The organism is Cellulomonas fimi, from assembly GCF_028583725.1.
In the GTDB taxonomy this organism is placed as follows: domain Bacteria; phylum Actinomycetota; class Actinomycetes; order Actinomycetales; family Cellulomonadaceae; genus Cellulomonas; species Cellulomonas fimi_B.
The window spans coordinates 3145903-3172355 of record NZ_CP110680.1 but is presented as its reverse complement, the minus strand read 5'-3'; the positions used below and the strand labels follow the sequence as shown (position 1 = coordinate 3172355).

The 26453-nt window shown below is 73.9% G+C and carries 30 protein-coding genes and 2 pseudogenes; 14 read left to right on the top strand and 18 right to left on the bottom strand.

What is annotated here, in order from left to right:
- Positions 1-93: 93 nt before the first annotated feature.
- Entirely contained in the window at positions 94-1206 is a 1113-nt protein-coding gene (locus tag OOT42_RS14325) for a right-handed parallel beta-helix repeat-containing protein (RefSeq protein ID WP_273651861.1), read from the bottom strand.
- Positions 1207-1358: 152 nt separating this feature from the next.
- Between OOT42_RS14325 and OOT42_RS14320 the strand changes: the two genes are divergently transcribed.
- Complete coding sequence (locus OOT42_RS14320; protein ID WP_273651860.1) at positions 1359-2093, top strand: glutamine amidotransferase; 735 nt, start codon at positions 1359-1361, stop codon at positions 2091-2093.
- Between the two features lie 32 nt (positions 2094-2125).
- Here OOT42_RS14320 and OOT42_RS14315 read toward each other — a convergent pair whose 3' ends face one another.
- Positions 2126-3238: a right-handed parallel beta-helix repeat-containing protein gene (locus OOT42_RS14315; RefSeq protein WP_273651859.1), complete on the bottom strand. Its 1113-nt coding sequence runs from the start codon at positions 3236-3238 to the stop codon at positions 2126-2128.
- A gap of 160 nt (positions 3239-3398) precedes the next feature.
- Between OOT42_RS14315 and OOT42_RS14310 the strand changes: the two genes are divergently transcribed.
- A complete protein-coding gene (locus OOT42_RS14310; protein ID WP_273651858.1) occupies positions 3399-4361 on the top strand; it encodes an oxygenase MpaB family protein in 963 nt (320 codons plus the stop codon).
- Positions 4362-4564: 203 nt separating this feature from the next.
- Complete coding sequence (locus OOT42_RS14305; protein WP_273651857.1) at positions 4565-5263, top strand: hypothetical protein; 699 nt, start codon at positions 4565-4567, stop codon at positions 5261-5263.
- Here OOT42_RS14305 and OOT42_RS14300 read toward each other — a convergent pair.
- The 4 genes and pseudogenes from OOT42_RS14300 to OOT42_RS14285 form a co-directional block, all read right to left on the bottom strand.
- Positions 5169-6419, bottom strand: a complete 1251-nt coding sequence (locus OOT42_RS14300) for an acyltransferase family protein (RefSeq protein ID WP_273651856.1) — start codon at positions 6417-6419, stop codon at positions 5169-5171. The two genes, OOT42_RS14305 and OOT42_RS14300, sit on opposite strands and share 95 nt — an antisense overlap.
- Positions 6420-6512: 93 nt before the next feature.
- A pseudogene (locus OOT42_RS14295) lies at positions 6513-6833 on the bottom strand (3-methyladenine DNA glycosylase); the annotation flags it as partial.
- Positions 6834-6856: 23 nt separating this feature from the next.
- Positions 6857-8023, bottom strand: coding sequence for a hypothetical protein (locus tag OOT42_RS14290; protein ID WP_273651855.1), 1167 nt, complete (start codon positions 8021-8023; stop codon positions 6857-6859).
- Positions 8024-8191: 168 nt separating this feature from the next.
- The gene (locus tag OOT42_RS14285) at positions 8192-9208 is read right to left on the bottom strand and encodes a 3-methyladenine DNA glycosylase (RefSeq protein ID WP_273651854.1); all 1017 of its coding nucleotides are present in this window, start codon (positions 9206-9208) and stop codon (positions 8192-8194) included.
- Between the two features lie 68 nt (positions 9209-9276).
- On the opposite strand from OOT42_RS14285, the gene OOT42_RS14280 reads away from it, so the two are divergent.
- Positions 9277-9663: a DUF1304 domain-containing protein gene (locus OOT42_RS14280; protein WP_273651853.1), complete on the top strand. Its 387-nt coding sequence runs from the start codon at positions 9277-9279 to the stop codon at positions 9661-9663.
- A 23-nt stretch (positions 9664-9686) separates the two neighbouring features.
- Here the strand turns inward: OOT42_RS14280 and OOT42_RS14275 are convergent, their stop codons facing one another.
- Both OOT42_RS14275 and OOT42_RS14270 read right to left on the bottom strand, forming a co-directional pair.
- Positions 9687-9833 carry a hypothetical protein gene (locus OOT42_RS14275; RefSeq protein ID WP_273651852.1) on the bottom strand — a complete coding sequence of 49 codons (147 nt, stop codon included), beginning with the start codon at positions 9831-9833 and terminating at the stop codon, positions 9687-9689.
- 185 nt (positions 9834-10018) lie between these two features.
- Positions 10019-10255, bottom strand: a pseudogene (locus OOT42_RS14270) (class I SAM-dependent methyltransferase); the annotation flags it as partial.
- 326 nt (positions 10256-10581) lie between these two features.
- Here OOT42_RS14270 and OOT42_RS14265 point away from each other — a divergent pair.
- Both OOT42_RS14265 and OOT42_RS14260 read left to right on the top strand, forming a co-directional pair.
- Positions 10582-12066, top strand: a complete 1485-nt coding sequence (locus OOT42_RS14265; protein ID WP_273651851.1) for a glycosyltransferase — start codon at positions 10582-10584, stop codon at positions 12064-12066.
- Complete coding sequence (locus tag OOT42_RS14260; RefSeq protein WP_273651850.1) at positions 12063-12245, top strand: hypothetical protein; 183 nt, start codon at positions 12063-12065, stop codon at positions 12243-12245. The genes OOT42_RS14265 and OOT42_RS14260 overlap by 4 nt, the downstream gene beginning before the upstream one ends.
- Here the strand turns inward: OOT42_RS14260 and OOT42_RS14255 are convergent.
- A complete protein-coding gene (locus tag OOT42_RS14255; RefSeq protein ID WP_273651849.1) occupies positions 12225-13313 on the bottom strand; it encodes a heparan-alpha-glucosaminide N-acetyltransferase domain-containing protein in 1089 nt (362 codons plus the stop codon). The two genes, OOT42_RS14260 and OOT42_RS14255, sit on opposite strands and share 21 nt — an antisense overlap.
- Positions 13314-13448: 135 nt before the next feature.
- On the opposite strand from OOT42_RS14255, the gene OOT42_RS14250 reads away from it, so the two are divergent.
- Positions 13449-14267: a methyltransferase domain-containing protein gene (locus OOT42_RS14250; protein ID WP_273651848.1), complete on the top strand. Its 819-nt coding sequence runs from the start codon at positions 13449-13451 to the stop codon at positions 14265-14267.
- 16 nt (positions 14268-14283) lie between these two features.
- Positions 14284-15069: a fumarylacetoacetate hydrolase family protein gene (locus tag OOT42_RS14245; RefSeq protein ID WP_273651847.1), complete on the top strand. Its 786-nt coding sequence runs from the start codon at positions 14284-14286 to the stop codon at positions 15067-15069.
- A gap of 60 nt (positions 15070-15129) precedes the next feature.
- Here OOT42_RS14245 and OOT42_RS14240 read toward each other — a convergent pair whose 3' ends face one another.
- Positions 15130-15858, bottom strand: a complete 729-nt coding sequence (locus OOT42_RS14240; RefSeq protein ID WP_273651846.1) for a hypothetical protein — start codon at positions 15856-15858, stop codon at positions 15130-15132.
- A gap of 98 nt (positions 15859-15956) precedes the next feature.
- Here OOT42_RS14240 and gltX point away from each other — a divergent pair, with 98 nt between their 5' ends.
- From gltX to OOT42_RS14220, 4 genes are all read left to right on the top strand, one after another.
- Complete coding sequence (gene gltX / locus OOT42_RS14235) at positions 15957-17471, top strand: glutamate--tRNA ligase (protein WP_273651845.1); 1515 nt, start codon at positions 15957-15959, stop codon at positions 17469-17471.
- An 8-nt stretch (positions 17472-17479) separates the two neighbouring features.
- Positions 17480-18217: an HAD family hydrolase gene (locus tag OOT42_RS14230; RefSeq protein WP_273651844.1), complete on the top strand. Its 738-nt coding sequence runs from the start codon at positions 17480-17482 to the stop codon at positions 18215-18217.
- A gap of 247 nt (positions 18218-18464) precedes the next feature.
- Positions 18465-18653: a hypothetical protein gene (locus OOT42_RS14225; protein ID WP_273651843.1), complete on the top strand. Its 189-nt coding sequence runs from the start codon at positions 18465-18467 to the stop codon at positions 18651-18653.
- Between the two features lie 17 nt (positions 18654-18670).
- Positions 18671-18913, top strand: a complete 243-nt coding sequence (locus OOT42_RS14220; RefSeq protein WP_273651842.1) for a hypothetical protein — start codon at positions 18671-18673, stop codon at positions 18911-18913.
- A gap of 87 nt (positions 18914-19000) precedes the next feature.
- Here the strand turns inward: OOT42_RS14220 and OOT42_RS14215 are convergent, their stop codons facing one another.
- The 7 genes from OOT42_RS14215 to OOT42_RS14185 form a co-directional block, all read right to left on the bottom strand.
- Positions 19001-19735 carry a class I SAM-dependent methyltransferase gene (locus OOT42_RS14215; RefSeq protein WP_273651841.1) on the bottom strand — a complete coding sequence of 245 codons (735 nt, stop codon included), beginning with the start codon at positions 19733-19735 and terminating at the stop codon, positions 19001-19003.
- A gap of 121 nt (positions 19736-19856) precedes the next feature.
- Complete coding sequence (locus tag OOT42_RS14210; protein ID WP_273651840.1) at positions 19857-20381, bottom strand: hypothetical protein; 525 nt, start codon at positions 20379-20381, stop codon at positions 19857-19859.
- A 306-nt stretch (positions 20382-20687) separates the two neighbouring features.
- Positions 20688-21485 (bottom strand): inositol monophosphatase family protein, encoded by a 798-nt coding sequence (locus tag OOT42_RS14205; RefSeq protein WP_273651839.1) that lies wholly within the window; start codon positions 21483-21485, stop codon positions 20688-20690.
- A gap of 28 nt (positions 21486-21513) precedes the next feature.
- The gene (gene rsgA, locus OOT42_RS14200) at positions 21514-22599 is read right to left on the bottom strand and encodes a ribosome small subunit-dependent GTPase A (protein WP_273651838.1); all 1086 of its coding nucleotides are present in this window, start codon (positions 22597-22599) and stop codon (positions 21514-21516) included.
- Complete coding sequence (gene aroA, locus OOT42_RS14195) at positions 22599-23921, bottom strand: 3-phosphoshikimate 1-carboxyvinyltransferase (protein WP_273651837.1); 1323 nt, start codon at positions 23919-23921, stop codon at positions 22599-22601. Before aroA ends, rsgA begins: the two co-directional genes overlap by 1 nt.
- A gap of 144 nt (positions 23922-24065) precedes the next feature.
- Positions 24066-24569: a DoxX family protein gene (locus OOT42_RS14190; protein ID WP_273651836.1), complete on the bottom strand. Its 504-nt coding sequence runs from the start codon at positions 24567-24569 to the stop codon at positions 24066-24068.
- Positions 24570-24581: 12 nt separating this feature from the next.
- The gene (locus tag OOT42_RS14185; RefSeq protein WP_273651835.1) at positions 24582-25127 is read right to left on the bottom strand and encodes a ferritin; all 546 of its coding nucleotides are present in this window, start codon (positions 25125-25127) and stop codon (positions 24582-24584) included.
- 79 nt (positions 25128-25206) lie between these two features.
- On the opposite strand from OOT42_RS14185, the gene OOT42_RS14180 reads away from it, so the two are divergent.
- Both OOT42_RS14180 and rsrA read left to right on the top strand, forming a co-directional pair.
- The gene (locus OOT42_RS14180; protein WP_273651834.1) at positions 25207-25971 is read left to right on the top strand and encodes a sigma-70 family RNA polymerase sigma factor; all 765 of its coding nucleotides are present in this window, start codon (positions 25207-25209) and stop codon (positions 25969-25971) included.
- On the top strand, positions 25968-26255 hold the full coding sequence (gene rsrA, locus OOT42_RS14175; RefSeq protein WP_273651833.1) for a mycothiol system anti-sigma-R factor: 288 nt from the start codon (positions 25968-25970) through the stop codon (positions 26253-26255). The genes OOT42_RS14180 and rsrA overlap by 4 nt, the downstream gene beginning before the upstream one ends.
- Positions 26256-26324: 69 nt before the next feature.
- On the opposite strand, the gene OOT42_RS20320 is transcribed toward rsrA, so the two are convergent.
- Entirely contained in the window at positions 26325-26399 is a 75-nt protein-coding gene (locus OOT42_RS20320; protein ID WP_370521008.1) for a 50S ribosomal protein bL37, read from the bottom strand.
- Between the last annotated feature and the right edge of the window lie 54 nt (positions 26400-26453).

Sequence of the window (26453 nt, the reverse complement as noted above, 5' to 3'; positions counted from 1 at the left end):
TGCTCCCACGTGCACGGCCGCGCGTGCCGCCGAGCGCTCGGCGCGACCGCCCTGGCCGGCGCGGGGACCGACCCGCGCCGGCCAGGCTCGCGGTCAGGAACGCGGCTTGGAGCCGGGGCAGACGACGCCCACGCACTGCGGCTCGTTGCCGTTGCGCTTCGCCTTGTTGCCGCCGCCGTCGACCACGCCCGGCGCGTGGATGCCCCACCCGCGGTTGTAGTTCGCGGTGTTCCGCTCCAGGCGCGTGTTCGGTCCGCCCTCGATCTCGTCGAAGAAGATCGCGTCGTCGTTGCGCTCGAAGAGGTTGCCGCGCACGAGCGTCTCGTCGAACCACGTCGGGTCGGAGCCGTCGGTCGTGAAGGCCAGACCGTTCCCCCGGAACACGTTGTCGAGCACGCGCGCGGAGCTCGTCTGCAGCTCGATGCCCGTGCCGTTGTCGACGAGCTCGGACCCGCTGACGTAATTCGGGCCCCACGCGCCGAACGAGCGCAGGCCGACGTCGTTGCGCTCCAGCACGGAGTCGACGACCTCCGCGCCGAACGTCCGGACGTCGAGAGCCGCACCGTTGTCGGCGAGGGTCGACCGGTGCACCCGGCAGCCCGACTCGTCGCAGTACAGCCCCGTCGAGTTGTTCTCGATGCGCGAGTCCTCGACGAAGACACCCGCCGTGATGAGGCTGACGGCGGACGCGTTCCCGCTGAACACCGACCGCACGACGTGCGCGTAGCCGTAGAACGCCCCGATGCCCTCGGAGTTGGCGGTGAACGTCGAGTCGCTCACCTCGTACGTCTTGCCCGAGGCGCCCCACCGACCGGACGGGTCCACGCCGGTGCCGTTCTCGGTGAAGGTGACGTCGGCGATGGTGACGACGCCGTCGATCTCGAACTCGGGCGCGTCGTTGCGGATGCCGGTGCTCCAGCCCGCGATCGTGCCGTTGCGGACACCTGCGTCGCCGAGCACCTGGACCTTCACCCCGACGCCCGTGCCGGGGCCCCTCAGCGTGAAGCCGCCGAGGTCCAGCGTGACGCCCTCGGCGAGCTCGAGGCCGTCCGTGCCCGCCGGACACGTGAGGTCGGCGGTGAGGACGGTGTCGGTCGTCAGGAGCGTCCCGCAGGCGGGCGCCGGGTCGAGCGCCCCTGCCGGTGCGGCGACGAGCACGCCCGAGACGGCGAGCGCGAGTCCGGACAGCACTGATGTGAGTCTCATGTGGTCTCCCCCTGGGTCGCGCGCCCCGGGAGGGGCGCATCGTGCGCCAGTCTCGCGACGGGGGAACGAGAAGCGCGTCCGTTATGCACCTTTTTCGCCCGGGTGAACCGCTCCGGCGCGACCGCGCACGCGGCCGGTGGCACGCTCGACGCATGAAGCCGTTCGTCCTGCTCGCGTCGCGGGCGCAGGACGTCGCCGCGGACGCGGAGTACGCGGCGATGCTCGCCTACGGCCACCTGCGACCCGAGGAGCTCCACCGGGTCCGGCTCGAGGCGGGGCCGATGCCGGACCTCGACCTCGACGGGCTGTCCGGCATCCTCGTCGGTGGCAGCCCGTTCGACGCGAGCACCCCGCAGGACGAGAAGTCGGCGGTGCAGGTGCGCGTCGAGAAGGAGATGTCCACGTTGCTCGACGAGGTCGTCGCGCGCGACCTGCCGTTCCTGGGCGCGTGCTACGGCGTCGGGACGCTCGGCGTGCACCAGGGCGGTGTGATCGACCGCGTCCACGCCGAGCCGATCTCCGCGGTGCGCATCACGCTCACGCCCGACGGGCGGGCCGACCCGCTGCTCGCCGACGTGCCCGACACCTTCGACGCGTTCGTGGGGCACAAGGAGGCGTGCCGGGTCCTGCCGCCCACGGCGACGCTGCTCGCGTCCTCGCCCGCCTGCCCGGTCCAGATGTTCCGTGTGCGCACGAACCTCTACGCGACCCAGTTCCACCCCGAGCTCGACGTGGACGGCATCTCGACCCGGATCCGCGTGTACCGCGAGTACGGCTACTTCCAGCCGGACGAGGCCGACGCGGTGCTCGCGGGCGTGCGCGGCGCCGACGTGTGGGCGCCGCCCCGCATCCTCGCGGCGTTCGTCCGGCGGTACGCGCGGGACTGACGGCCGTCCGCCGGTCACCCGGGACGCCGGGCTCAGGACGCCGTGCAGACGACGCCCACGCACTGCGGGTCGCTGCCGTTGCCGCGCGCGACGTTGCCGCCGAGGTCCGTCACGCCGGGGGCGTAGATGCCCCAGCCGGTGCTGCGGCGCACGTCGTTGCCGCCGACCCGCACCGACGCGTCGGCGTCGTCGAGGACGATGCCGTCGCCGTTGAGGCGCAGCGTGTTGTCGACGACCGTCGCCTCGGAGAGGGCGTCGGGCGCCGTGCTCCCGATCGCGACCCGGTTGCCGCGCAGGACGTTGCCCTCGACGAGCACCTCGCCGTAGCCGCCGAGCGAGACGGCCCGGTCGTTGGCCGTGAACCGCGACGCCCGGACCGACATGACGAAGCTGCCGCTCGTGTCGACGGCGACACCGTTGCCGTCGAAGCGGCTCCTGTCGACGCTCGCGGCGGCGCTGAAGATCGGCCCCACGGCGGTCTCGTTGTCGACGAACGTCGAGCCGGCGACGTCGAGCGACGCCTCCGTCGCCCGCAGCGCCCACCGGTGACGTGCGAACGTGCTGTCCGTCACGGTGGCGGCCCCCTCGGTCCACAGCCCGATCCGGTTGTCGGCGAACGTCGACCGGTCCACCGCCACCTCGGCGAACCAGTCGCCCTGGATCGCCTGGTCCAGCCCCCGGAAGACGGACCGGTCGATCGTCGTCGTCTTGCGGAAGCGACCCGTCCCGGACTCGCCGGACGCGTCGATGCCGCGCCCGCTGCCCTCGAACGTCACGCGGGTGACCGTGAGTGGACCGGCCTCGGCCTCCGGGTCGGCGTCCGGGTCGACGTCGGCCCACGTGTCGACGCCCGTGCCCCAGCCGGTGATCGTGCCGTTGCGGACGACGACCGGCCCGCTCCAGGCGACGTCGAGCCCGTTCCCGCTGCCGGGGCCGCGGAGCGTGTGCCCGCCCAGGTTGAGCGTCACACCGGGCGCGAGGCGCAGGCCGGGCGCGGTCGTGCACACGAGGTCGGCGAGCAGGGTCGTGCTGCGCGTCAGGGTCTCGCCGCAGGTGGGCTGCGGTGGTCGCGCGGACGCGGGCGACGCGACCAGCGTCGCGCCGAGCGCGACGACGACGAGCACGACGGGACGGCGACGGCGCATGACGGACCCCCTGGCGCGGACGGCCCCGGCGGCGTCGGTGCCCCGGGGCTCACCCGACGAGCGTGGCGCGCGCGGGTGCCCGGAAACAACCGGTTCGTGCCGATCCTGCGGGTGAAACGTCCGCTCGCAGAACGGCGGGCGCCGGGAGACGATCGGCCGCATGACGACGACAGCGGGCCGCCCCACCGCACGCTCCGCGCCACGGGCGCCCCGGCCCGGCCCCCGGACCTGGGTCGCGGACGCGCGACGGGAGGCCGGCACACGGCTCTTCCTGCGCGTGGCCGGACCGGACGGCGTCGAGCAGCGCGAGCGGATCCACGGGACGCCCGGGCCGCGGTGGTTCCCGCCGGGGAGCGCGATCCGGACCGTGCACGGCGACGCGTCGATGTTCGTCGGCGGGCTGCGCGCGCTGCTGCTGCAGTCGCTGCACCCGGCGGCGATGGCGGCGGTCGGCGCGCACTCGGGCTACCGCGGCGACCCGTGGGGCAGGCTCGCGCGGACCAGCACGTTCCTCGCCGACACGGTCTTCGGGACGGCCGACGACGCGGCGGCGGCGGTCGAGCGGGTGCGGGCCGTGCACCGCCGCATCCGCGGTCGGACGCCCGACGGCATCGACTACGCGGCGGACGACCCCCGGCTGCTGCGGTGGGTGCACGTCGCGGAGATCGACAGCTTCCTGCGCGCGCACCGTCGGTACGGCGTCCACCCGCTCGACGACCGCGCCGCCGACGAGTACGTCGCGCAGGCCGCGGTCGTGGGCCGGGCGCTCGGCGCGGCCAAGGTGCCGACGACGGTCGCGGGGCTGGCGGCGGCGATCGAGGACTTCCGCCCGGTGCTCGGTCCGAGCGTCGCCGCACGGGACGCCGCCCAGTTCCTGCTGCACGAGCCGCCCGTGCCGCGCAGCATGCGTGCCGGGTACGTGGCGCTCGTGCGCGCGGCCGTGGCGTCGTTGCCGGGCTGGGCGCTCGACGACCTCGGCGTCGCGCCGCCGGGACGCGTGCGCCGGCGCGTCGACGAGGCGGCGGGTGCTGCCGCCACCCGGACCGTCCGGTGGCTGCTGGGTGCGGACGACGCCGGCCGCGTCACGCACGGCGACCACGCGTCGAGCGACCCGGCCGCCTGAGCGACCCGGCCGCCTGAGCGGCACCGGGCCGTCGCCACCTGCGCCGGCGGGCACGCACGGCGTCGCGCGCGGGTGACACCGCGCCGTCAGAGGGCCGGTCGGGTGGTCGGTGCGCCGGAACCGTCCCGTTCGTCCCGCCCCGGGACCATGATGAACCTGGCGGTCCGGCAGCGTGGCCGCACGGGCCCAGGGGACGGTGGTCCATGGCGTCGTTCGGCGAGCGGGGGCCGCGGCTGCGCGCGGTGTGCGGCGACTGCGGGCACGCGTGGGCGGAGCACCCCGGTGCGCTGCACGCGGCGTCGGTCGTGGGGGCGTGCGCGCGGTGCGTGCTGGAGGTCGAGCACGCGGACCGGTTCGTCGCGTGCGACGTGCACGTCCCGCCCGGTCTGCTCTCGGCCGCCCCGCGCGTCGAGTTCGCCGTCGCGCTCGGGCCGACGTCCCGCACGTCGGGCCTCGGCGCCCTGCTCGACGCGCTGCGCGGTGACGTGGTCGCCGTCGGCGTCGACCTGCCGGAGGAGCGCGTGGCGGGCTGGACGGACGAGCAGCGCTCCGCCGCCGCGGTGCTGCGGGCGGCCGCCGGTCTGCCCGCGGGCACGGGCTACCGCACGGTCGACTGGCTGCCCGTCGACGACGCGGTGTGGCCCGCGTTCCGGGCCGTCGTCCCGGTCGTCGCGCACGCCGACGTCTGGGGTGCGCGGGGGATCGGCGACTCGCTGCTGGAGTCGGACGCCGACGGCGCGTCCGTCGTCGCGTCGCTCGACCCCGACCAGTACGCGGCCGCGTTGCACCGTCTCCCGCCCGGTGCCCTCACCGTCCTGTCGCGACGGGCGTCGATCCGTCGGCGGCTGACCGGACGTCGGCCGGGACGGCGGGAGCCGGGTGGCGCGTCCGGGACCGGGTGAGCGGCCGCCGTGCGGCGACCGCGCGGCCCGCCCGCTGCGACAGGCGCAGCGACGGCCGTTCGACGGCGAGGTAGAACAGGGCCGCGCAGGCGAGCGACACCGGTACCGCGACCGCGACCGTGAGCCCGGCGCCTACGGTGGCCGTCCAGGCGATCGCGACGGCCGTCACCACGGGCTCCTGCACCAGGTAGAGGCTGAACGACCGGGTGCCGAGCCACTGCACGGGTGCGGACTCGAGCGCGCGCCGGAACGCGGGCCCGTACATCGCGCAGAACACCGCCAGCACGGCGCCCGCGACGCCCGTCGTGTGCCCGAACGCGGCGACCAGCTCGCTCGGCGTCGCGACCAGGAAGATCAGCCAGTAGGCGCTCACCGTGACGACGACGCCCGCGTACGCGACCGCCCAGCCGCGTCGCCGGGCGTCGATCGCGGCCGCGAGCCGGTGCAGCCGGTCCCGCTCGAAGGCCATGACGACGCCCAGCCCGAACACCGGCAGGTAGCGCAGCGGCCCGAGCGAGTTCACGACCCAGCCGACGCCGACCAGCGCGAGCAGCAGTACCGCGACGGCGGGCAGCCACCGTCGCAGGAGGCGAGCGGCGAGCAGGTACGCCGGCAGCAGCAGCGAGAACAGGACCTCCCACTGGAGCGTCCACAGCGAGCCGTTGAGCGCGTCCACGCCGGTGACCAGCAGCGCGTCGCGCGGCACGCCGGACAGGGAGTACGCCTCGCGGTGCTGCAGCCACGTGGAGCCGACGCCCTGGTGCCGGTCGACGAGCACCGTCGTCACCCACGCGAACGCGAGCGAGCCCCAGACCGGCAGGTACAGGCGCAGCAGCCGGCGCACGTAGTACACGTCCCAGCGCGCGGGGGCCCCGCTCGCCGCGGGCAGCGCGAGCACGAGACCGGACAGGACGAAGAACACGAAGACGGCGCTCGTCCCGTCCCACAGGAGGTGCAGCGGCGTCGCCGTCAGGAACCACTGCCACGTCCACGGGTCGAAGCGCACGGGCTCCTTGAGGTACGGGCCGAGCATCATCGCGGACGTCAGGAGGCTGTGGTGCACGACGACCACGAGGGCGGCGACGCCGCGCAGCCCGTCGAGCGAGGCCAGGCGGCGCGGTTCCCGCTGGGCCGCGATCGGGGACGAGGTCGTCACGTCCCCCGACGTTAGGAGCCCGGACGGTGCGGATGTCCGGATCGGGCGGATTTCGCCCGGTCGGCGCGGCGTGCCGCCGCACAATTCACCCGTTCACGCCTCGCCGGTGCCGTGCGGGCGCCGCGACGCCCCGAGGGCCGTGCAGACCCCGAGCAGACGGCGCCGCAGCGCGTTCCCCTCGGTCGCGTGCTCCCGCTGCCGGCGGACGTACTCGGCCTTGCCCTCGGGCGTCTCGATCGCCACGGCCGGCAGGCCGTACGACGTCACGTCGTAGGGCGACGCCTGCATGTCGAGCGTCCGGATCCGCCGGGCCAGGGCGAAGCAGTCGAGCAGGAGGTCGCCGGGGACCGCGGGCCCGAGCTTGAGCGCCCACTTGTAGACGTCCATCTTGGTCCCTGCATGCATCTCGCTCGGCGATCGACTGTCCGAGGCGGTGCCTACTGCGAGAGTCGCCGGTCAACCTCGAACAGATAGAAGAGTTCGTGGCTCCGACTCGCGGCCTCGCCTTTCTGCTTCTCGATGACGGCTTGCGCGGCCGCGGCAGTGGCGGCGAGACCCAGGGGAGCCGACCCTGCGGTTGCGGCAACCAGCGTCCCCAGATTTGCGAGTGACACCCCGCTCAGTGCGATGACTGAACCCACCGCGCCAGTGATGAGCGGCTTTATGTCCAGCGCTAGCGTGCGCGCGATCTCACGGACGAGACCGTGATCCGCCATTCCTTCGCGAATCTCCGCTAGGGCGGGCTCCACTTCATGCAGGTAGAGGTGGTCGATCTCCGCAGCGATATCGCCGTCCAGTGGGCCCGAGCGAAGGCGGGCTGACATCTCCGCTACCGCGCGACGGTATCGCTTGAGCGGTAGGTCGAGATCTCGCCGCAAGTCGAGAATTTCATCCGTCGGTGCAGTGTCGAAGGCCGGGAGGCGCGCGATCAATCCGTGTGCCACGGCTGCCTCTCCGGCGTTGGCTAGCGCGAGGGGGCTAGGTGACACAAGGCCCTCGCGAACGAGTGCGTTTGCGATACCGGCGATCTGATCGTCGAGAAGGAGATGCCTGTTCGAGTTCGTGAGTAGTTCGGAGAGGTTCTTTGCAAAGACGTCAACGATGTCGCTTACGGAACCGCCCAGGGTCGCGACCGGCGTGAGGGTCAGAAGCCCGGCCTCCAGCGCGGGTGCGAGCTCATGGGCGCCCGCCGCATCGAGCATCTGTGATGCCTCTGTCCGGATTTGCGCCGCTGACGACGCGAGCACATTCCGGAATTCTCGCGTCGCGTCCCGGATCTCCTGAGGAACCTCGCGGCCGGTCAGCGCCGACATGGCTTCCCATGTGCCGTCGTCGGATGAGGCGAGGACTCGAACGGCGTCTCGCCAGCCTGGCGGGAATCGTTCGGCCCCAAATCTGGCGATGGTGGCGTCGTCCAGTGTGAGCAAGAGATCAAGGAGGCCACTGGTGCCGCTCGCCGCAAGGGAGTCAAAGCTCCCAAGCATCTCGGCGGCTGGGCTCATGAGCTCTACATGATCGGCATAGAGTAAAGCGGATCGAACCAGGCGCACGTCGTGCTGGAGTGTTATTCCGCTTACCTCACGTTTGGGGGAGGTTGCGATCACCACTCTGAGCCGAGGCGTGCTTTGCCTGCTCGTCGTCCGAGTCGCTGTCCTGTTGGGCGGGTTGCGACGTCTGCCTCGGCGGTCACGGGCCATGCGTACATGGTGGACAGCGCGCGTCGCCGTCGCAACGACGCCACCGGCGGTCGGTGGGTGACTTCGACGTCGGCACTAGTCGGTCGACGGTGTTGTGATCCAGTTGCAGACCGCGAGTAGGCGCCTCCGCAACTCATTTGACCGTTCGGAATAGCCGCGCTGCAGGCGAACGTACTCGGCCTTGCCTTCAGGGGTCTCGATCGCAATGGGTGGCAGCCCGTACGACGAGACGTCGTAGGGGGACGCCTGCATGTCGGTGTATCGGATTTCGACCGCTAGGGCGAAGCAGTCGAGCAAAAGGTCTCCGGGAACCAGGGGGCCCAGCTTCAGAGCCCACTTGTAGCAATCCATAGCGGCATGAAGACAACCCGGCTGCTCATACAACGCTTGGCTCTCACGAGTAAGGGGCGGCGGCTCCGTTGAGCGCGTCCCGGTGCCTGCAGCGTGCGCCATGACGTCCATGCCCGCGTGCAGGCACCCCGGCTGCTCGAGCGCGACCTGTCGCTCGCGGGTCGGCTGGAGGGTGTTGCGCGCGACCGCGTCCGGCGTGAAGAACCGGAACGCGTCGAAGTGCGAGCAGCGGATGCGGTGGGACTCCACGACCGCGTCGGTGCCGGTGCCGCCGAGCCGCAGGGGCAGCGGGTGCCGGTGCTCGTCGTCGCCCTCCCGGTAGACCATCGCCCACTCGTGCAGCCCGAAGCACCCCGTGAACGCGGGCCGGTCGAGCGTCGCACCGAGCAGCGCGGCGACGAACGCCACGGTGTCGCCCCGCTCCGCGAGGAAGGCGTCGACGTCGAGCCCGGCCGTCCCGTCGGCGGCGACCCGGTACCAGCGCCACTGCGCGTGCGGCGGCGGACCGTCCGGTGCGGGTCCGAGCGCGACGCCCGCACCCGGGTGCCAACGCCGCAGCGTCGCGGGCTTCGTGGGGTAGTACTCGAACAGGAAGTCCTCGACCGCGTGCCGCTCCCGGCGCTGCCGGCGCTCGCGGTGCCCTGCCGTGAACGCGTCCGCGCGCTCCGCGTGCGCGGCTGCGAGCGCCTGCCAGTCGGCGGCGGGCAGCACGCGCGTCGGCGCGTCGGCGGTCGTGGTCACGACTCCAGGGTAGGTCGGCCCGTACCCCGGCCTGGCGCGCGTCGGTGCTGCGCCGACAGACTGTCGTCGTGCTCACCGTCGCCCTGGTCCTGGCCGCCCTCGCGGGCCTCCTGCACGTCTACATCTTCGTGCTGGAGTCGCTGCGATTCGAGCGGCCCGAGGTGCACGGGCGGTTCCGGACGCGCGCCGAGGACGTGCCGGCCGTGCGCCCGTGGGCGTACAACCAGGGCTTCTACAACCTGTTCCTCGCGTTCGGTGCGTTCGCCGGGGTGCTGGTCGCGGCGACCGGGTCGCACGACGTCGGGCTCGCGCTCGTGCTCCTGGCGTGCGGCTCGATGCTCGCGGCGGCACTGGTCCTCGTGACCGCCGACCGTCGCATGGTGCGCGCGGCGGCATCGCAGGGCACCGTGCCGCTCCTCGCCGTCGTCGCCGCGCTCGTCGCACTCGCCGCCTGACGGCGCGACGCCCGCCCGGCGCGTCAGTCGCGTCGGGCGACGAACACCCACTCGCGCCCCGGCCGGTCCGGCGCGTCCCGGACCTCGGTGACCGTGAAGCCCGCCGCGGCGAGCGAGCGGACGACCTCGTCCTGCTCGCGGAACCGCAGCGTCGAGTCCGACGTGAGCACGGTGCCGTCCGCAACGCGTACGTCGAGCGGAACGTCGCGCGGCCGGGGGAGACGTCCCGCAGGTCCGTCCACGTCTCGACCACGCCCACGCCGGGCACGTCGTCCCGGGACCACGTCCGTTCCCGGGTCCAGTCGCGCCACGCCTCGCGCGCCGGCACGCGGGTCTCGAGCACCAGGTGCCCACCCGGCCTGATCGCGGCATGCAGCCCGGCCAGGGTCGCGTCCCAGTCGTCGTCCGCGACGAACACCTGCGCGACGTTCCCGGTCATCACCGCGAGGTCGACGCCCAGCGGCGGGAGGGTCGTCGCGTCGCCGTGGACCCAGCGGACCCGCTCGGCGTCCGGCTTGGCGCGCGCCACGTCGAGCGACGCGACCGCCGGGTCGACCCCGACGACGTCGACGCCACGGCGGGCGAGCAGCACCGCGAACGTCCCCGTGCCGCAGCCGACGTCGAGCACGGTGCGCGCTCCGAGCTCGTCGACGAGCGCCGCGTACACGTCGAGGTCCGACCGGTCGGGGTCGAGCGGGTCGTAGAGAGCGGCGAGGCGAGGGTCGGAGAACGCGGCGTCGGGCACGTCCCGAGGCTACGGCGGACCCACGGCGTCCGGGCGACGCGCGGTCGCTGCGCACGCGAGTCGGCGCGCGCGTGGATAGCGTGGTCGACGGGGCGTGCAGCAGAGGGCGTCGTCGATCGGCAGCAGGGCGTCCGGGACGCGGCAGGTCGCCCCCGTGACGGACCGGAGGACCGATGGTCGACATCCTGCGCGACGTGCTCGTCGCGCTGCTCGTGGCGTGCGTGGCCACGGCGCTCATCCCCGTCGTCGGGGGCATCGTGCTGTACGGCATCGTGCCGTTCCACGCGCTGCGCTCGCACCTGCGCCGGGCGGCCCCGCACCTGCCGCGTGTCGTGGTGCTGATCCCGGCGTGGAACGAGGCACCCGTGCTCACGGCCTCGCTCGAACGGCTGATGGCGCTGGAGTACCCGCCCGACCGGGTCCGGATCTTCGTCATCGACGACGCGAGCACCGACGACACCCCCGCGGTCGTGGGAGCGGTCGCGGAGCGGTTCCCGGGACGCGTCTTCCACCTGCGGCGGGAGCACGGCGGTCAGGGCAAGGCGCACACCCTCAACCACGGGATCCGGCAGGCGCTCGCGGACGACTGGATGCAGGCGCTGCTCATCATGGACGCCGACGTCGTCTACCGGCCGGACTCGCTGCGCCGCATGACGCGCCACCTGGCGGACCCGCGCGTCGGGGCGGTGTCCGCGTACATCCGCGAGGGCTCGCGCCGGCCGTCGGCGGTCACGCGGTTCATCGGGTACGAGTACGTGACGGGTCAGGCGGCGGCGCGGCGCGCCGAGAACGTCGTGGGGGCGATGGACTGCCTCGCGGGCGGCGCACAGCTGCACTCACGGGCGAACATCGAGGCCATCGGCGGGCAGGTCGACACCTCCACGCTGGCCGAGGACACGATGACGACGTTCATGACGCAGCTGGACGGGCGGCTCGTCGTGTTCGACCCGTCGGCGGTCGTGCTCGCGGAGGAGCCGGACTCGGTCACGGGCCTGTGGAAGCAGCGTCTGCGCTGGGGCCGCGGCAACGTGCAGATCTCGAGCCGCTTCCGGCGCATGTGGTTCCGTCCGACGCGCCAGCACCGGCTCGGGTCGTTCCTGTTCGGGTTCATGTGGTTCGCGATCTACCTCCTGCCGTTCTTCATGACCGCGGCGAGCGTGGGCCTCATCGGGCTGTTCCTGATGGACGAGCTGCTCGCGACGCAGATGTTCCAGGTGCTGTGGTGGGCGGCGATCACGGCGTACGTGTTCATCACGGCGACGACGCTCATGCTGGACCGCGAGACGGCGCGACGGTCCTGGCTGGAGGCCCTGATGTTCCCGGGGCTCGGTTTCCTCGTGATCATGGCGGCCGTCTTCGTCCCCGGTCTGTGGGACGAGCGGATCCCCGCGGCGCTCGACCTCGAGCTGGGCCCGGTCGCCGTCACCGCGTGGACGCTGCTGCTGTACGCGTGGCCGGTGCTGTCGATGGTGTGCGCGTGGTTCCTCAAGCAGCTCGAGCGGGTGCCCGGCGGTCGTCGGGCGGTGCGCTTCCTCATCTACCTGGTGGGGTACGGGCCGGTGCTGTGCGCGGTCTCCGCGGACGCGTACCTCAAGGAGTGGCAGGGCGCGGCGCAGGTGTGGGACAAGACCGAGAAGAAGGGCACGGTGGCGGCATGAGCACGCCGACGCACCGCACGGAGGAGGAGCGCGCCGCGTGGTGGGCGACGCTCGCCCCCGACGCGCTGGAGGACGAGATCCGCGAGAACCTGCGCGCCGAGCGCCGGCTCGTGCCGATCGCGCTCGTCGCGGGCGCGCTGACGGGCGTGGTGCTGCTGCTACGCGCGTTCGTCGCCTGACGACCGCCCCGCGGGCACGGCGGCGTCGGCGCGGACGGGCGCGTCGGGCAGGACGTCGGGGCGCACGTCGGCGGCGCGCGTCGAGACGCCGTGCAGCAGCCGCTCGAACGGTCCGCGGCCGAGCACGGCGCGCCACGACCAGCACAGCACCGTCGTCGTGACGAGGAACGCGAGCCACGACGCGACGGCGGGCGCGTACACGACGCCGTCGCCCAGGAGCGCGATGACGACGACGTGCACGGTGTAGGCGGACAGGGCGAGCTCGCCCACCGCCGCGACCGGGTTCACGAGGTGCGGCAGCGCGTCCGCGACGACGAGGCACGCGACGAGGACGAGCAGGGCGACGCCGGTGTTGCCGAGCACCTCGAACGTGGTCGACGAGTGGGGCTCGGTGGTCGCGACCGACACCGGCCAGCCGAGCGCGTCGCGCGCGAGCCACGCCCCGAGGTGCCCGACGACGACGAGCCCGGCCCCGGTGCCGGCCGTGACCGCGCGCACGCGGCGCGAGCGCAGGTCGGACCGCCCGACGGCGAGCCCGGCCAGCAGGTACGCGAGCCACACGACCGCCGGGTAGAAGTGCCCGACGGCGATCTCGGCGAGCAGCGTCGGGCGCGGCTGCCACGCCTCCTGACCGTCGACGAGGAGCGTGCGGACGACCGGACCGACCACGGCGATCGCGGCCGCGACGACGAGCAGCGTGCGCACGGACCAGCGCAGCGCGAGGCACCCCACGGCGAACAGCACCGCGTACGTCGGCAGGATGACGGCGACAGGGGTGCCGAGCATGACGAGGAGCTCGCCGAGGACGAACAGCAGCACCGCGCGCACGAGCACGCGCAGCCGTGCCTGGACGAGCCGGGTGCCCACGACGGGCGCGGTCCCGCCGGACAGCAGCGCGAGGCCGACGCCCGCGAGCACGACGAACAGCGCGGACGGGCGGCCGTCGGCGAGCTGCGCGAAGCCTCCCGGCAGGACGCGCGACGCCCGGTCGTCGGGGCCGACGTGGGCGGTCATCATGCCGAGCACGGCGAGGCCGCGGGCGACGTCGACTCCGGCGATGCGGCGCATGGGTCGATCATGCCGGTCCGTCCCGCGTCGCGGTCCGCGCGGCGCGCCCGTGCCTCGGACCCCCGCGGTCTCAACGGTTGGAACGATTCGTCCCGTGCCTTGAAACCCCCTCCGCACAGATGATTAGAGTCTCGTGTGAACACCCCCGTCCACGCCGACGTCTACACCCACGGGCACCACGAGTCGGTGCTCCGGTCGCACCGCTGGCGCACCGCCCAGAACTCCGCGGCCTACCTGCTGCCCCACCTGACGTCGGGGCAGAGCCTGCTCGACGTCGGCTGCGGGCCGGGCTCCGTGACGATCGACCTCGCGGCGCGCGTCGCGCCCGGCCGGGTCGTCGGCGTCGACGTCTCCGCCAAGGTCGTCGACGTCGCGCGCACCGCCGCCGCCGACGCCGGGATCGACGTCACGTTCGACGTGGCCGACGCCTACGAGCTGCCGTTCCCGGACGGGTCGTTCGACGTCGTGCACGCCCACCAGGTCCTCCAGCACCTGTCCGACCCGGTCGCCGCGCTGCGCGAGATGCGTCGTGTCGCCAAGCCCGGCGGCATCGTCGCCGTCCGCGACGCCGACTACTCCGGCATGACGTGGTACCCGCCGTCGCCCGGCCTCGACGAGTGGCAGGCGCTCTACCAGGAGGTCACCGAGGCCAACCGCGCCGAGGCCGACGCGGGCCGCCGCCTGCTGTCGTGGGTGCGCGCCGCCGGCTTCGACCCCGCCGGCATCGCGCCGTCCGCGGGCGTCTGGTGCTACGCCACGCCCGAGGACCGCACCTGGTGGGCCGACCTGTGGGCCGACCGCTGCACCAAGTCGAACTTCGCCGCGCAGGCCATCGACCACCATCTCGCCGACGAGGTCGGGCTCGAGCTGCTCGCCGACGCCTGGCACGAGTGGGGCGCCGAGCCGGACGGCTGGTTCGCCGTCCTGCACGGCGAGGTCGTCGCGCGCGCCTGACCCGTAGGCTGGTCACGTGCGCATCGCCCGCTTCACCACAGGTCAGGACCCGCGCTACGCCGTCGTCGAGGGCGAGCCCGGCGCGGAGGAGCTCGTCGTCCTCACCGGCGACCCGATCTACACGCCGATCCAGCCGACGGGGGAGCGGCGCCGCCTCGACGACGACGGCGTCCGCCTGCTCGCGCCCGTCATCCCGCGGTCAAAGATCGTCGGCGTCGGCCGCAACTACGCCGACCACGCCGCCGAGCACGGCAACGAGGTCCCGACGTCGCCGCTGCTGTTCCTCAAGCCGAACACGTCCGTGATCGGCCCCGACGACCCGATCGTCCTGCCCGACTGGACGGAGCTCGTCGAGCACGAGGCCGAGCTCGCGGTCGTCATCGGCAAGGTCACCAAGGACGTCAGCCCCGAGCGCGCGCTCGACCACGTCTTCGGCTTCACCGTCGCCAACGACGTGACGGCGCGCGACATCCAGCGCAGCGACCTGCAGTGGACCCGCGCCAAGGGCTTCGACGGCTCGTGCCCCATCGGCCCGTGGATCGTCCCCGGCCTCGACGTCGAGGACCTCGCGGTCACCGCGCGCGTCAACGGCGCGACCAAGCAGGACGGCCGCACGTCGCAGATGGTGTTCGACACCGCGTACCTGGTGTCGTACGTCTCCGAGGTGTTCACGCTGCTGCCCGGCGACGTCATCCTCACCGGCACGCCCGCGGGCGTGAGCCCGATCGTCGACCGCGACGTCGTCGAGGTCGAGGTCGAGTCCATCGGCGTCCTGCGCAACCCGGTCCTGCGCCGCAGCTAGGCGCACCCACCGATGCCCGCGCCCGTGCGGGGTCCTGTCGGAGCAGCGGTGCCGACGGCGCTACACCGCGCCGCCCGGACGTGGTCGCTTCAGGAAGCCGCCGAGGTCGTCGGAGTCGGAGTCGGAGTCCGGGCCCCCGAACGCCCGGCGCTTCCACTCGTTCCTGGGCGTGGTGAGCTCCTGCATGGTCGACGACAGCTTCTCGAGAGCGAGCAGAGCCTGGCCGATGCGCGCGACGTCGTCGCGGAAGCCTTTCACCTCCAGGGCTTCCTCGGGCCGGAGGTCGGCCCTCAGCCGGAGCCCGACGACGAGCTGCAGCTGGCGGTGCAGCGCCCGCCACCGCCCGAGGGCCTCCGGGGAGGGGACACCCACGGGGTCGTCGACCATGCGCTTGAGCCGGGGCACGCGCTCGCGGAGCAGCGCCATGATCCGCTGGTGACGGCGCTCCCCGACGCCGGGGGGCTGCCTTCCGTCGGGGGTGGGCGGGAGCGGGTAGACGCTCGCGGCCGGACCTCGCCCGCCGACGGCGCGGTAGGTACGCCGGTTCGCCCGAGCGAGTGCGCCGGCGCCACCGGGCCCGCGCGACGTCTGCTCGGCGATGATCCGCAGGACGTCGTCGGGCAGGTCGAGCAGGTTCGCCCGCTGCACCGCGACCGCACCCGCGACGGCGCGGTTGCCGGCCGAGCGCTGCAGGCTCAGCAGGGGGGCGTCGACCGCCGACGGCGCCCTCCGGGCGACCGAGCGCGCGCGGTCCATGTCCGCCTGGGTGCTGTTCTCGTGCTGACGCATCTCCGCCCCCCGGGAAGTCGACGCACACCGTCTCCTCGAAGAGCAGCACGCACCACGCGCGCACGCAAGCCCTCCGCCGCCGCAACTACCCTGTACCCGTGACCACCCCCGCCTCTGCCGGCTCCGCCGTGCGCGTCCGCTTCTGCCCGTCGCCGACCGGCACCCCGCACGTCGGTCTCATCCGTACCGCGCTGTTCAACTGGGCGTACGCCCGGAAGACGGGCGGGACGTTCGTGTTCCGGATCGAGGACACGGACGCGGAGCGGGACTCGGAGGAGAGCTACCAGCAGCTGCTCGACGCGCTGCGCTGGCTCGGGCTGGACTGGGACGAGGGCGTCGAGGTCGGCGGCCCGCACGCGCCCTACCGGCAGTCGCAGCGGTACGACCTGTACGACGACGTCGTGCGCCGGCTCGTCGAGGGCGGGTACGCGTACGAGTCGTTCTCGACGCCGGAGGAGATCGAGGCCCGGCACCGCGCGGCCGGCCGCGACCCGAAGCTCGGGTACGACGGGTTCGACCGCGACCTGACCGACGAGCAGAAGGCGGCGTACCGGGCCGAGGGCCGCTCGCCCGTGCTGCGCGTGCGGATGCCCGACGAGGACGTCACCTTCACGGACCTCGTGCGCGGCGAGATCACGTTCAAGGCCGGCTCGGTGCCGGACTACGTCATCGTGCGCGCCAACGGCCACCCGCTGTACACGCTCGTCAACCCGGTCGACGACGCGTTCATGGGCATCACGCACGTGCTGCGCGGCGAGGACCTGCTGTCGTCGACGCCGCGCCAGGTCGTGCTGTACCGCGCGCTCGTCGAGCTCGGTGTCGCGTCCGTCGTGCCGCAGTTCGGCCACCTCCCGTACGTCATGGGCGAGGGCAACCGGAAGCTGTCGAAGCGTGACCCCGAGTCGAACCTCTTCCTGCACCGTGAGCGCGGCTTCACGCCCGAGGGCCTGCTCAACTACCTCGCGCTGCTCGGCTGGGGCATCGCGCCCGACCGGGACGTGTTCACGCTCGACGAGCTCGCGCACGCGTTCGACGTCGCCGACGTCAACCCGAACCCCGCGCGCTTCGACCTGAAGAAGGCCGAGGCGATCAACGCCGAGCACGTGCGCCTGCTCGCGCCCGACGACTTCCGCGACCGGCTCGTGCCGTACCTGCACGCGGGCGGGCTCGTCCCCGCCGACTCGTACGCCGACCTGTCGGCCGAGCACCGCGCGCTGCTCGACGCGGGTGCGCCGCTCATCCAGACGCGCGTCACGCTGCTCGGCGAGGCCGTCGGGATGCTCGGGTTCCTGTTCGTCGCCGACGACGCGCTCGAGGTCGCCGAGGACGCGCGCGGCGCCCTGCGTGACGACGCCGCGACCGTGCTCGACGCGTCCCGCGCCGCGCTCGAGGCGCTGCCCGCCGACGGCTTCACGACGGCCGCGACGCAGGAGGTCCTCCAGGCCGCGCTCGTCGACGAGGGCGGACTCGGCATCAAGCCGCGGTTCGCGTTCACGCCGCTGCGCGTCGCGCTGTCGGGCCGTCGCGTGTCGCCGCCGCTGTTCGAGTCCATGGAGATCCTGGGACGCGACGCGACCCTCGCGCGGATCGACCGGCTGCGCGCGACGCTGTGACGCCCGCGGTGGGCGGCGCCCTCGTCGACGGCGTGCTGTTCGACATCGACGACACGCTGGTCGACACGCGCGGCGCGTTCGGGTCGGCGCTCGCCGCGATCGCGCGCCACTACCTGCCCGACGTGCCCCCCGAGCGCCACCACGAGCTCCTCACGATGTGGCGCGCGGACGTCAACGGGCACTACGCGCGCTACACGCGCGGCGCGGCCGGCTACGAGGAGCAGCGCATGGCGCGTGCCAACGAGCTGCACGCGCGGTTCGGCGGCCGGACGCTCGACGAGGACGGCTTCGCGCGCTGGGACGCGGTCTTCCAGGACGGGTTCAGCAGCGCCTGGTCCGCGCACGCCGACGCCGAGGCGGTCGTGGACGCGCTGCTCGCCGCGGGCGTCGCCGTCGGTGCGCTCTCGAACGCGTCGGTCGCCTACCAGACGTCCAAGCTCGAGCGCGTGGGTCTCGTCGACCGGGTGCCGATGCTCGTCGGCGTCGACACCCTCGGCTTCGGCAAGCCGGACCCGCGCGTGTTCGTGGAGGCGTGCCGGCTGCTCGGCACCGACCCGGCCCGCACGGCCTACGTGGGCGACGAGCTCGACGTCGACGCGGCCGCTGCTCGGGAGGCCGGGCTCGTGGGCGTGTGGCTGGACCGGCCCGGCGGTCGGCGGCACCCGATCTCGGACGAGCAGATCACCGCGGCCGACGTCCGCACCATCCGCTCCCTGGCGGACCTGCCCGCGCTGCTCGGCCTCTGACGTCCCACCGCCGGCAGGGTCGTCCGAGCCGGGACCCGCGTGCGGGGTATGGCATAATAAAGACCAGGTAAAGAAGGCGCCAAGCGATCCTCGACGGCGTGTCGACCTGACCCCCGCCCGCAGCATGCGGAGGGAGGCCACCGTGCCGCAGCCCGCCCCGTGCTCGTCCGGCGCGACCGTCGCAGCCGTCGACGCCCGTGTGCCCGCCCTGAGCGCCTGACCGCACCGAGCCCCGAAGGGAGCCCTCATGTTCACCCTGCTGACCGCTCTCACCCTGACGGCCGTGATGGCCCCGGTCATCGGCTGGGCCGCACTGGTCCTCGCGGTGTTCCTGCTCGCGCTCTTCGTCGTCGCCGTCGCGACGGGCCGCACGGCCGAGCCGACGCCGCAGCGGGCACCGGTGACCGCGGCTCGCGTCGCCGACGTGCCCGGCTGACGGGGAGGGAGGCGCCCATGACGTTCCACGACCACCTCGCCGACGCCGCCGCGCTCGCCGGCCGGGCCCTGGCGTACATGGAGGCGGAGCCGGGTCCGCCGACACCGGCCGCCGTCGAGCAGTACGCGCTGCTGCACCTCGTCGACGCGGCCCTCGCCGTCGCCCGGCAGACCGAGGTCGCCGCCGACCGGCACGCGATGCTGGTCCTCGCGCGCGACGGCCTGACCGAGGTCGTCGACAGCATCAGAGCCGGCACCTGAGCCCGACGCCCGAGCGACCCCCACCGGCGACCCGGCGGGGGTCGCTCGGACACAACACCGTCCCGACGCCGACCCGCCGGTGCGGCGTCAGCGCAGGGTCGCGCGCCAGGCGCGCGTCACGTACGGCACGTCGACCTCCTCGCGGCCGCGCAGGTCGGGGTGGTGCGCGACGAGGTCATCGACACGGTCGAGCAGCACGTCCCGCTCGTCGGCGGGCAGCGTCAGGAGGTGGCTGCGGCTCGCGGCGAGCACCCGCAGGTCGGCGGTGCGCATGCGCGACGACCAGGACGTCTCGCGGTGCTCGGGCGGCGTGAACGCGGGCCCGAGGTCGGGCTCGCGCGCACTCGTGTCGAGCGGGTCGCCGGTGTGCACGATCTCCGTCCAGCGGGCGACCCAGTCGGTGCGCGCGTCGCGCACGTTCCACACGACCGCGACCCGGCCGCCCGGACGCAGGACGCGCTCGACCTCGGCCGCGGCGGCGCGCTCGTCGAACCAGTGCCACGCCTGCGCGACCGTCACGGCATCGACGCACGCGTCGGGCAGGCCGGTGGCCTCGGCGGTGCCGGGGCGGGCGTCCGCGTCGGGCACGGTCCTCTCGAGCTCGGCGCGCATCGCGTCCGACGGCTCGACGGCGACGACGTCGTACCCGAACGCGACGAGCCGCGCGGTGAGCTTGCCCGTGCCGGCGGCCAGGTCGAGCACGTCGCACGCGTCGTGCGGCACGCACCAGCGGACCACGTCGTCGGGGTAGCCCGGCCGCGCCGTCTGGTAGGCGGCGACGCCGTGCTCGAACGACGCCGCCCGCCGTGCCCGCTCGTCCACCCGGCACCTCCTGCTCCGCGGCCCGGCCACGGGCCGGGCCGCAGTCGCTCCCCGGGACCGACGGTACGACGTGTCGCCGGACCTCACCTGCCCGGCGCGGTGGCTCGTACCTCGACGGGCGCTAGCCCCGCGCCTTCTCGAGGGCGGTCGTCAGCAGACCGACCACCTCGTCACCGGGGACCTCCTGGAACGCGTAGGTCGAGATCGTCATCTGCGTCACGAGCAGGTCGTCCACCGCGCCGAAGCAGAGGTGGCCGGACATCGACCGGTAGCCCACCGACATCGCGTAGTGACGGCACAGCGTGTCGTCGGGCAGGCCCGGGAGGTCCGCCGGCTCCGACTCGACCGTCGTCTGCTGCCCGCTGCTCGTCCCGGTCTGAGGTCCGGAGCACGGTGCCATCGCGGACTCGACCCGGGCGAGGACGCCCGGCGGGTCGTCCGTGTCGATCACGCCGACGACGAGCAGGGAGTCCGTCGCCTCGCGCGTGAACTGGCGGCCGGCGGTCGGGGACACCTCCAGCTCGGGCAGGACGTCCTGCAGCTCGAGGAAGCACGGGCCGAGGCTCTGCTGGTCGCTCGAGACCTCGTCATCCGTGTCGTCGGTCGACGGCTCGAGCCGCCAGCCGCCGGTCGGGAGGTCGTGCACCTCCGGGAGGAGCGCTTCGAGGTGGGCGGTCGGGTCCGCGCTCGGCTCGGCCTGCGTCCCGGGTACGGATGCCTCGACGACCGGTCCACCCCCGGACGGTGCCGCGTTCCCGGGTGCACACGCCGCGAGCGGTAGCACCAGCACCGCTACCGCCGCCGCCCGTCGATGCCCGATCCTCATGTGGCCTCCCGTCCGTCGTCGTCCACCGCAGGTGCGGCGGAGGCACGGTAACGGAGTCCGAGATGTCCGGTCTGCGCTGTCCGGCGCGCCGGGCGCGCCGCGGCGTCACGAGCGCGTGACGGCGACTCAGGGCAGTGGGTCGAGCAGCTCCAGCGCCTGGTCGTGCAGGAGCCCGTTGCTCACGAGCGCGGACCCGCCGAACGGCCCCGGCACTCCACGCACCGACGTGAACCGCCCGCCCGCCTCCGTGACGATCGGGACGAGCGCCGCCATGTCGTGCAGCTTGAGCTCGGGCTCCGTCGACAGGTCGACCGCCCCCTCGGCGACGAGCACGTGGCTCCAGAAGTCCCCGTACGCGCGCGTGCGCCACACCCGCCGGGTGAGGGCGAGGAATCCGTCGAGCTGCCCCTCCTCCTCCCAGCCGCTGAGGCTCGAGTAGGAGAGGGACGCGTCCTCCAGGCGGTCGACGCCGGAGACGTGCATGCGCGACGCCGACGCGAGCGACCGGCCCGTCCACGCGCCCGAGCCCTGCGCGGCCCACCAGCGGCGGCCCAGCGCCGGGGCGCTGACGAGCCCGACGACCACCTCGTCGCCGTCGAGGAGCGCGATGAGCGTCGCCCACACGGGCACGCCGCGCACGAAGTTCTTGGTCCCGTCGATCGGGTCGACCACCCAGCGCCGCGGACCGTGCCCGGTGTCGGGCATCTCCTCGCCCTGCACGGCGTCCCGCGACCGGGCGCGCGCGAGCTGACCGCGGATGAGCTCCTCGGCCGCGCGGTCGGCATCGGAGACCGGCGTCAGGTCCGGCTTGGTCTCGACGCGCAGGTCCTGGGCCTTGAACCGCGACATCGTGAGGGAGTCGACCTGGTCGGCCATCACGTGGGCGAGGCGCAGGTCGTCGTCGTACCCGGGGCGCAGGCTCATGGCGGACACCGTAGCGCCGCCCCCCAGGTCAGGGGCGTGCGGTCTCGCGCGACTCGCGCGGGTCGTTCTCCGCGGAGCCCAGCCGGCTCGCCAGGAGGCGGCGGAACGACTCGACGCGCGCCGCCCGGGCGTCGCGGGTCTCGTCGTCCGGCGCGTCCGCGACCCAGTCGTCGAGCGCGCAGTCGGGCGCGTCGGCCGCGTGCGTGCAGCCGCGCGGGCACTCCTCGGCCACCTCGGACAGGTCCGCGAACGCGTGCAGGAGGTGCGCCGGGTCCACGTGCGCGAGCCCGAACGACCGCACGCCGGGGGTGTCGATGACCCACGTCGGCTCGTCCGTCCCGGGCACCCGCAGCGCGACGGCGGACGTCGACGTGTGCCGCCCGCGGCCGGTCACGTCATTGACCGCGCCCGTCGCGCGCGCCGCGTCGGGGACGAGCGCGTTCACGAGCGTCGACTTGCCGACCCCGGAGTGGCCCACGAGGACCGACGTGCGGCCGTCCAACGCCGAGCGCAGGTCGCCGAAGCCGTGGATCACGCGCTCGTCGCGCGGCCCCTCGGTGCGCGTGACCACGACGCGCACGCCGATCGGCGCGTACATCGCGACCAGCTCCGACGGGTCCGCGAGGTCGGCCTTCGTGAGCGCGAGGAGCACGTCCATGCCCGCGTCGTACGCGGCGGCGACGCACCGGTCGATCATGCGCGTGCGCGGCTCGGGATCGGCGAGCGCCGTGACGATGACGAGCTGGTCGGCGTTCGCGACGATCACGCGCTCGACGGGGTCGGTGTCGTCGGCCGTGCGGCGCAGGACCGTCCGGCGCTCGGTGATCCGCACGATGCGGGCGAGCGAGCCCTCGTCGCCCGACGTGTCGCCCACGACGTCGACCCGGTCGCCCGGCACGACCCGCTCGCGCCCGAGCTCGCGCGCCTTCATCGCGGTGGCCCGCCGCTCGCCGGGACCGTCCGGGTCGACGAGCACCGCGTAGCGGCCGCGGTCGACGCCCGTGACCAGCGCGGTCTCGGCGTCCGCGTGCTCGGGCCGGATCTTGGTGCGCGGCCGCGTCCCGCGTCCGGGACGGATGCGCACGTCCCGTTCGTCGTAGCGGCGCGTCGGCATCAGGACGCCCGGGTCCCCGCGTCGGCGCCCTGGAGCATGCGCTGCCACATCCCGACGAAGTCCGGCAGCGTCTTGCCGGTCGTCGCGACGTCCTCGACCTGCACCCCAGGGACACGCAGCCCGACGAGCGCGCCCGCGGTCGCCATGCGGTGGTCCGCGTACGTCCGCCAGACGCCGCCCGTGAGCGGTCGCGGCGTGATGACGAGGCCGTCGGCGGTCTGCTCGGCCTGCCCGCCGAGCCGGGTGATCTCGTTCGCGAGCGCCGCGAGCCGGTCGGTCTCGTGCCCGCGCAGGTGCGCGATGCCGCGCAGCCGGGTGGGGGAGTCGCCGAAGACCGCGAGCGCCGCGATGGTGGGCGCCAGCTCACCCGCGGGCTTGAGGTCGAGGTCGACGCCGCGGACCGTCCCGGTGCCCGTCACGGACAGCACGTCGCCGTCGAGGCGCGTGGTCGCCCCCATCTGCTCGAGGATGCCGGGGAGCAACCCGCCGGGCTGCGTGGTGGTCGCGGGCCAACCGGGCACGCGCACGGTCCCGCCCACGGCGAGCGCGGCGACGAGGAACGCACCGGCGTTCGAGAGGTCAGGCTCGACCCGCACGTCGCGGCCGACGACGGGACCCGGCTCGACGCGCCAGATGTCGGGGCGCGAGTCGTCGACCTCGACACCCGCCGCGCGCAGCACGTCGACGGTCATCTCGATGTGGGGGAGGCTCGGCAGCGTGCGGCCCGTGTGTCGGACCGTCAGCCCCTGGTCGAACCGTGCGCCCGCGAGGAGCAGACCCGACACGAACTGGCTGGACCCCGACGCGTCGACGTCCACCTGGCCGCCCCGCACCGCGCCGTGCCCGTGGACCGTGATCGGCAGGTGACCCGGCTCGCCGTCCTCGTCGACGCGCACGCCGAGCGCGCGCAGCGCCTGGATGACCGGCCCCATGGGCCGCACGAGCGCCTCGGGGTCGCCCTTGAAGTGCACCGGGCCGTCCGCGAGCGCCGCGACCGCGGGCAGGAACCGCATGACCGTCCCGGCGAGCCCGCAGTCGATCGTCACGTGGCCCCGCAGCGGCTGCGGCGTGACGACCCAGTCGGCGCCCGTCTCGACCCCGACCCCCAGCGTCTCGAGCGCGGTGCCCATGAGCCGCGTGTCGCGCGACGACAGGACGGCGCGCAGGCGGCTGGGGCCGTCGGCGAGCGCCGCGAGCACCAGGTAACGGTTGCTCAGCGACTTCGACCCCGGCACCTCGACGAGCGCGTCGAGCGGCCCGGCCGCCTGCGGGGCGGCCCAGAGCGCGGCGGTCGGGTGCGGGTGCGCGTCGAGGGCGGTCATGGCGCCAGGCTACCGAGCCCGACCTGCCCGCCCGCCGCGTCGCCCACCCGCCGGGCACCCCGCGACGTGCGCCGACCCGGGTCCGGGTACCGCGGACGGCCGCCGAGCGGTAGCCCGACCCGGGTCGCCTCGCGCACGGACCGTTCAGTCCGCGGACGCGTGCTGAGCGCGGTGGTGCTGGACGCGCCACGACAGGCCCGGACGGCCCTCGTAGTCCGCCGCGGCGAGCAGCGCACCACCGAGCGCCGACACGGCGCGGACAAGGCGCGTGCGGCGCTCGGCCTTGACCACGGGGTCCCGGTCGAGCCCCTTGTCGGGGAGGTTGACGACGACGAGCGGCGCGGTGAGCGCGGCGAGCGCGAGCGCGGCGATCCGTGGCGCCTTCCCGATCGCGAGCAGCCCGCCGGCGATCGCGAGCGCGGCGCCGTGCGCCTGGACCGCGGACCGCAGCTGGCGCTCGGTGAGCTCGAGGCCGAGGACCCCGCGGGTCGCGCCGGCGCCGCGCACGGCCGCGGGGACGCGCGCGTCGACGGTGTCGAGCGCGGCGCGGGCGTGGCTCGCGTGCACGGCGGGGTGGCGGACGACGTCGAGCCCCTCGACGACGAACCACGTGGCGAACAGGGGACGGGCGATACGGCGCAGCAGCACGGGGGCTCCTCCTTACAGCGCGCCGCCGGCGGCGGCCGGGGCGTCGGGTGACTCGCCGCCGTCGCCGATGGTCTCGCGGGCGACGAAGTTCTCGAGGTCGAACAGGTTGTCGCCCGCACGCGTCGCGACGGTCAGCAGGGTGCGGGCGGAGGCGACCTCCTCGACCTGCTCCTTGAGGAACCACAGGAGGAACTGCTCGCCGAGCGCGTCGCCCTCGGTGCGGGCCGCCCGGAAGATCGCCTCGATCTGCTCGGTGACCTGCTGCTCCTGCGTCAGCGCGAGGGCGATCGGCTCGACGACGGTGGAGAAGTGGTTGCGGACCGCGCTGCCGGCCGGGATCTCGACGTCGAGGTCCCGGTCGAGCAGGTACTGGACCAGCATCATCGCGTGGTTGCGCTCCTCGAGCGCCTGCCGGTAGTAGTGCCGCGCGAGCTGCGGCAGGTCCTGGCCGTCGCACCACACCGCGATCGCGACGTACTGCTGGTGCGCGTCGAACTCGTGCCCGATCTGCTCGCGCAGCAGCCGGAGGAACTCCGAACCGGTCGACGGTGTCGTCATGCGAGCCACGCTAGTGCGCGCGAGGGCGACGTGCCGCGACGGCGGGAATGCGTCGCGCGTACGTGTCGTTGTGGACCGCATGAGCCCGACCGTCCAGGCGCCCACCCGTGCGCCCGCCCCCGTCGTGCCCGGCGTCCTCATCGGCTGGGCGGGTGTCCCGTCCACGGACACCGCCCCCGCCGGTGCCACCCCGTCCGCGGGGCTAGGCTCGTGGGCGATGAGCGAGGACACCCACCGCGCACCCGACGCCGAGGACGAGGGCGCCCGGACCGAGCGGTTCGAGGCCGAGGCGCTGGTCTACCTGGACCAGCTGTACGGCGCCGCCCTGCGCATGACGCGCAACCCGGCGGACGCCGAGGACCTGGTGCAGGAGACCTTCACCAAGGCGTTCGCGGCGTTCCACCAGTACCGGCCGGGCACGAACCTCAAGGCGTGGCTCTACCGGATCCTGACGAACACGTACATCAACTCCTACCGCAAGAAGCAGCGCGAGCCGCAGCAGTCGCGGTCGGAGGAGATCGAGGACTGGCAGCTCGCGCGCGCGGAGTCGCACACGTCGAGCGGCCTGCGTTCCGCCGAGGCGGAGGCGCTGGACCACCTCCCGGACTCCGACGTGAAGGACGCGCTGCAGCGCATCCCGGAGGAGTTCCGGATCGCGGTGTACCTCGCCGACGTCGAGGGGTTCGCGTACAAGGAGATCGCGGAGATCATGGGGACGCCGATCGGGACGGTGATGTCCCGGCTCCACCGGGGGCGTGCGCAGCTGCGGGAGCTGCTCACGGACTACGCGCGCGAGCGCGGCCTGGTGGCGGCGGCACCGAGTGCGCCGGAGGGTGCTCGATGAGCGAGATGGACGAGTCGGTCAAGCAGATGACCGGCGGGTGCGGCAACAACTGCGAGGACGCGCTGGACCGGCTCTGGGAGTACCTGGACGCCGAGCTCGCGGACGTCGACGCGCAGACGGTCCGGGCGCACCTGGCCGAGTGCCAGGGCTGCCTGGAGGAGTACGACGTCGACGTCGTCGTGAAGCACCTCGTGCGGCGCGGCTGCCAGGAGGTGGCACCCGACACGCTGCGGGTGCGCATCCACGAGCAGCTGACGGTGCAGCTGCGCTCGTCGCAGCCCTGACGTGCCGAAGGCCCGGTCCCCGCGTGGGGGTCCGGGCCTTCGTGCGTGCGGGAGTGTCCCGGCCTGTGCTCAGGCGTTGGGACGCTTGCCGTGGTTGGCGCCGTTGCCCGCTCGGGAACGACGCTTGCGGCCGCGCTTGCTCATGGATCGTCTCCTCGACGTCTGTGCTGGTTGCCCTCCATCGTCCCACATCGGACG

Excerpts from the sequence above, each read along its gene's own strand:
- OOT42_RS14325 (WP_273651861.1), bottom strand. The coding sequence starts at position 1,206 with ATGAGACTCACATCAGTGCTGTCCGGACTCGCGCTCGCCGTCTCGGGC.
- OOT42_RS14320 (WP_273651860.1), top strand. The coding sequence starts at position 1,359 with ATGAAGCCGTTCGTCCTGCTCGCGTCGCGGGCGCAGGACGTCGCCGCG.
- OOT42_RS14315 (WP_273651859.1), bottom strand. The coding sequence starts at position 3,238 with ATGCGCCGTCGCCGTCCCGTCGTGCTCGTCGTCGTCGCGCTCGGCGCG.
- OOT42_RS14310 (WP_273651858.1), top strand. The coding sequence starts at position 3,399 with ATGACGACGACAGCGGGCCGCCCCACCGCACGCTCCGCGCCACGGGCG.
- OOT42_RS14305 (WP_273651857.1), top strand. The coding sequence starts at position 4,565 with ATGGCGTCGTTCGGCGAGCGGGGGCCGCGGCTGCGCGCGGTGTGCGGC.
- OOT42_RS14265 (WP_273651851.1), top strand. The coding sequence starts at position 10,582 with ATGGTCGACATCCTGCGCGACGTGCTCGTCGCGCTGCTCGTGGCGTGC.
- OOT42_RS14260 (WP_273651850.1), top strand. The coding sequence starts at position 12,063 with ATGAGCACGCCGACGCACCGCACGGAGGAGGAGCGCGCCGCGTGGTGG.
- OOT42_RS14255 (WP_273651849.1), bottom strand. The coding sequence starts at position 13,313 with ATGCGCCGCATCGCCGGAGTCGACGTCGCCCGCGGCCTCGCCGTGCTC.
- OOT42_RS14240 (WP_273651846.1), bottom strand. The coding sequence starts at position 15,858 with ATGCGTCAGCACGAGAACAGCACCCAGGCGGACATGGACCGCGCGCGC.
- OOT42_RS14225 (WP_273651843.1), top strand. The coding sequence starts at position 18,465 with ATGTTCACCCTGCTGACCGCTCTCACCCTGACGGCCGTGATGGCCCCG.
- OOT42_RS14220 (WP_273651842.1), top strand. The coding sequence starts at position 18,671 with ATGACGTTCCACGACCACCTCGCCGACGCCGCCGCGCTCGCCGGCCGG.
- OOT42_RS14205 (WP_273651839.1), bottom strand. The coding sequence starts at position 21,485 with ATGAGCCTGCGCCCCGGGTACGACGACGACCTGCGCCTCGCCCACGTG.
- rsgA (WP_273651838.1), bottom strand. The coding sequence starts at position 22,599 with ATGCCGACGCGCCGCTACGACGAACGGGACGTGCGCATCCGTCCCGGA.
- aroA (WP_273651837.1), bottom strand. The coding sequence starts at position 23,921 with ATGACCGCCCTCGACGCGCACCCGCACCCGACCGCCGCGCTCTGGGCC.
- OOT42_RS14185 (WP_273651835.1), bottom strand. The coding sequence starts at position 25,127 with ATGACGACACCGTCGACCGGTTCGGAGTTCCTCCGGCTGCTGCGCGAG.
- OOT42_RS14180 (WP_273651834.1), top strand. The coding sequence starts at position 25,207 with ATGAGCCCGACCGTCCAGGCGCCCACCCGTGCGCCCGCCCCCGTCGTG.
- rsrA (WP_273651833.1), top strand. The coding sequence starts at position 25,968 with ATGAGCGAGATGGACGAGTCGGTCAAGCAGATGACCGGCGGGTGCGGC.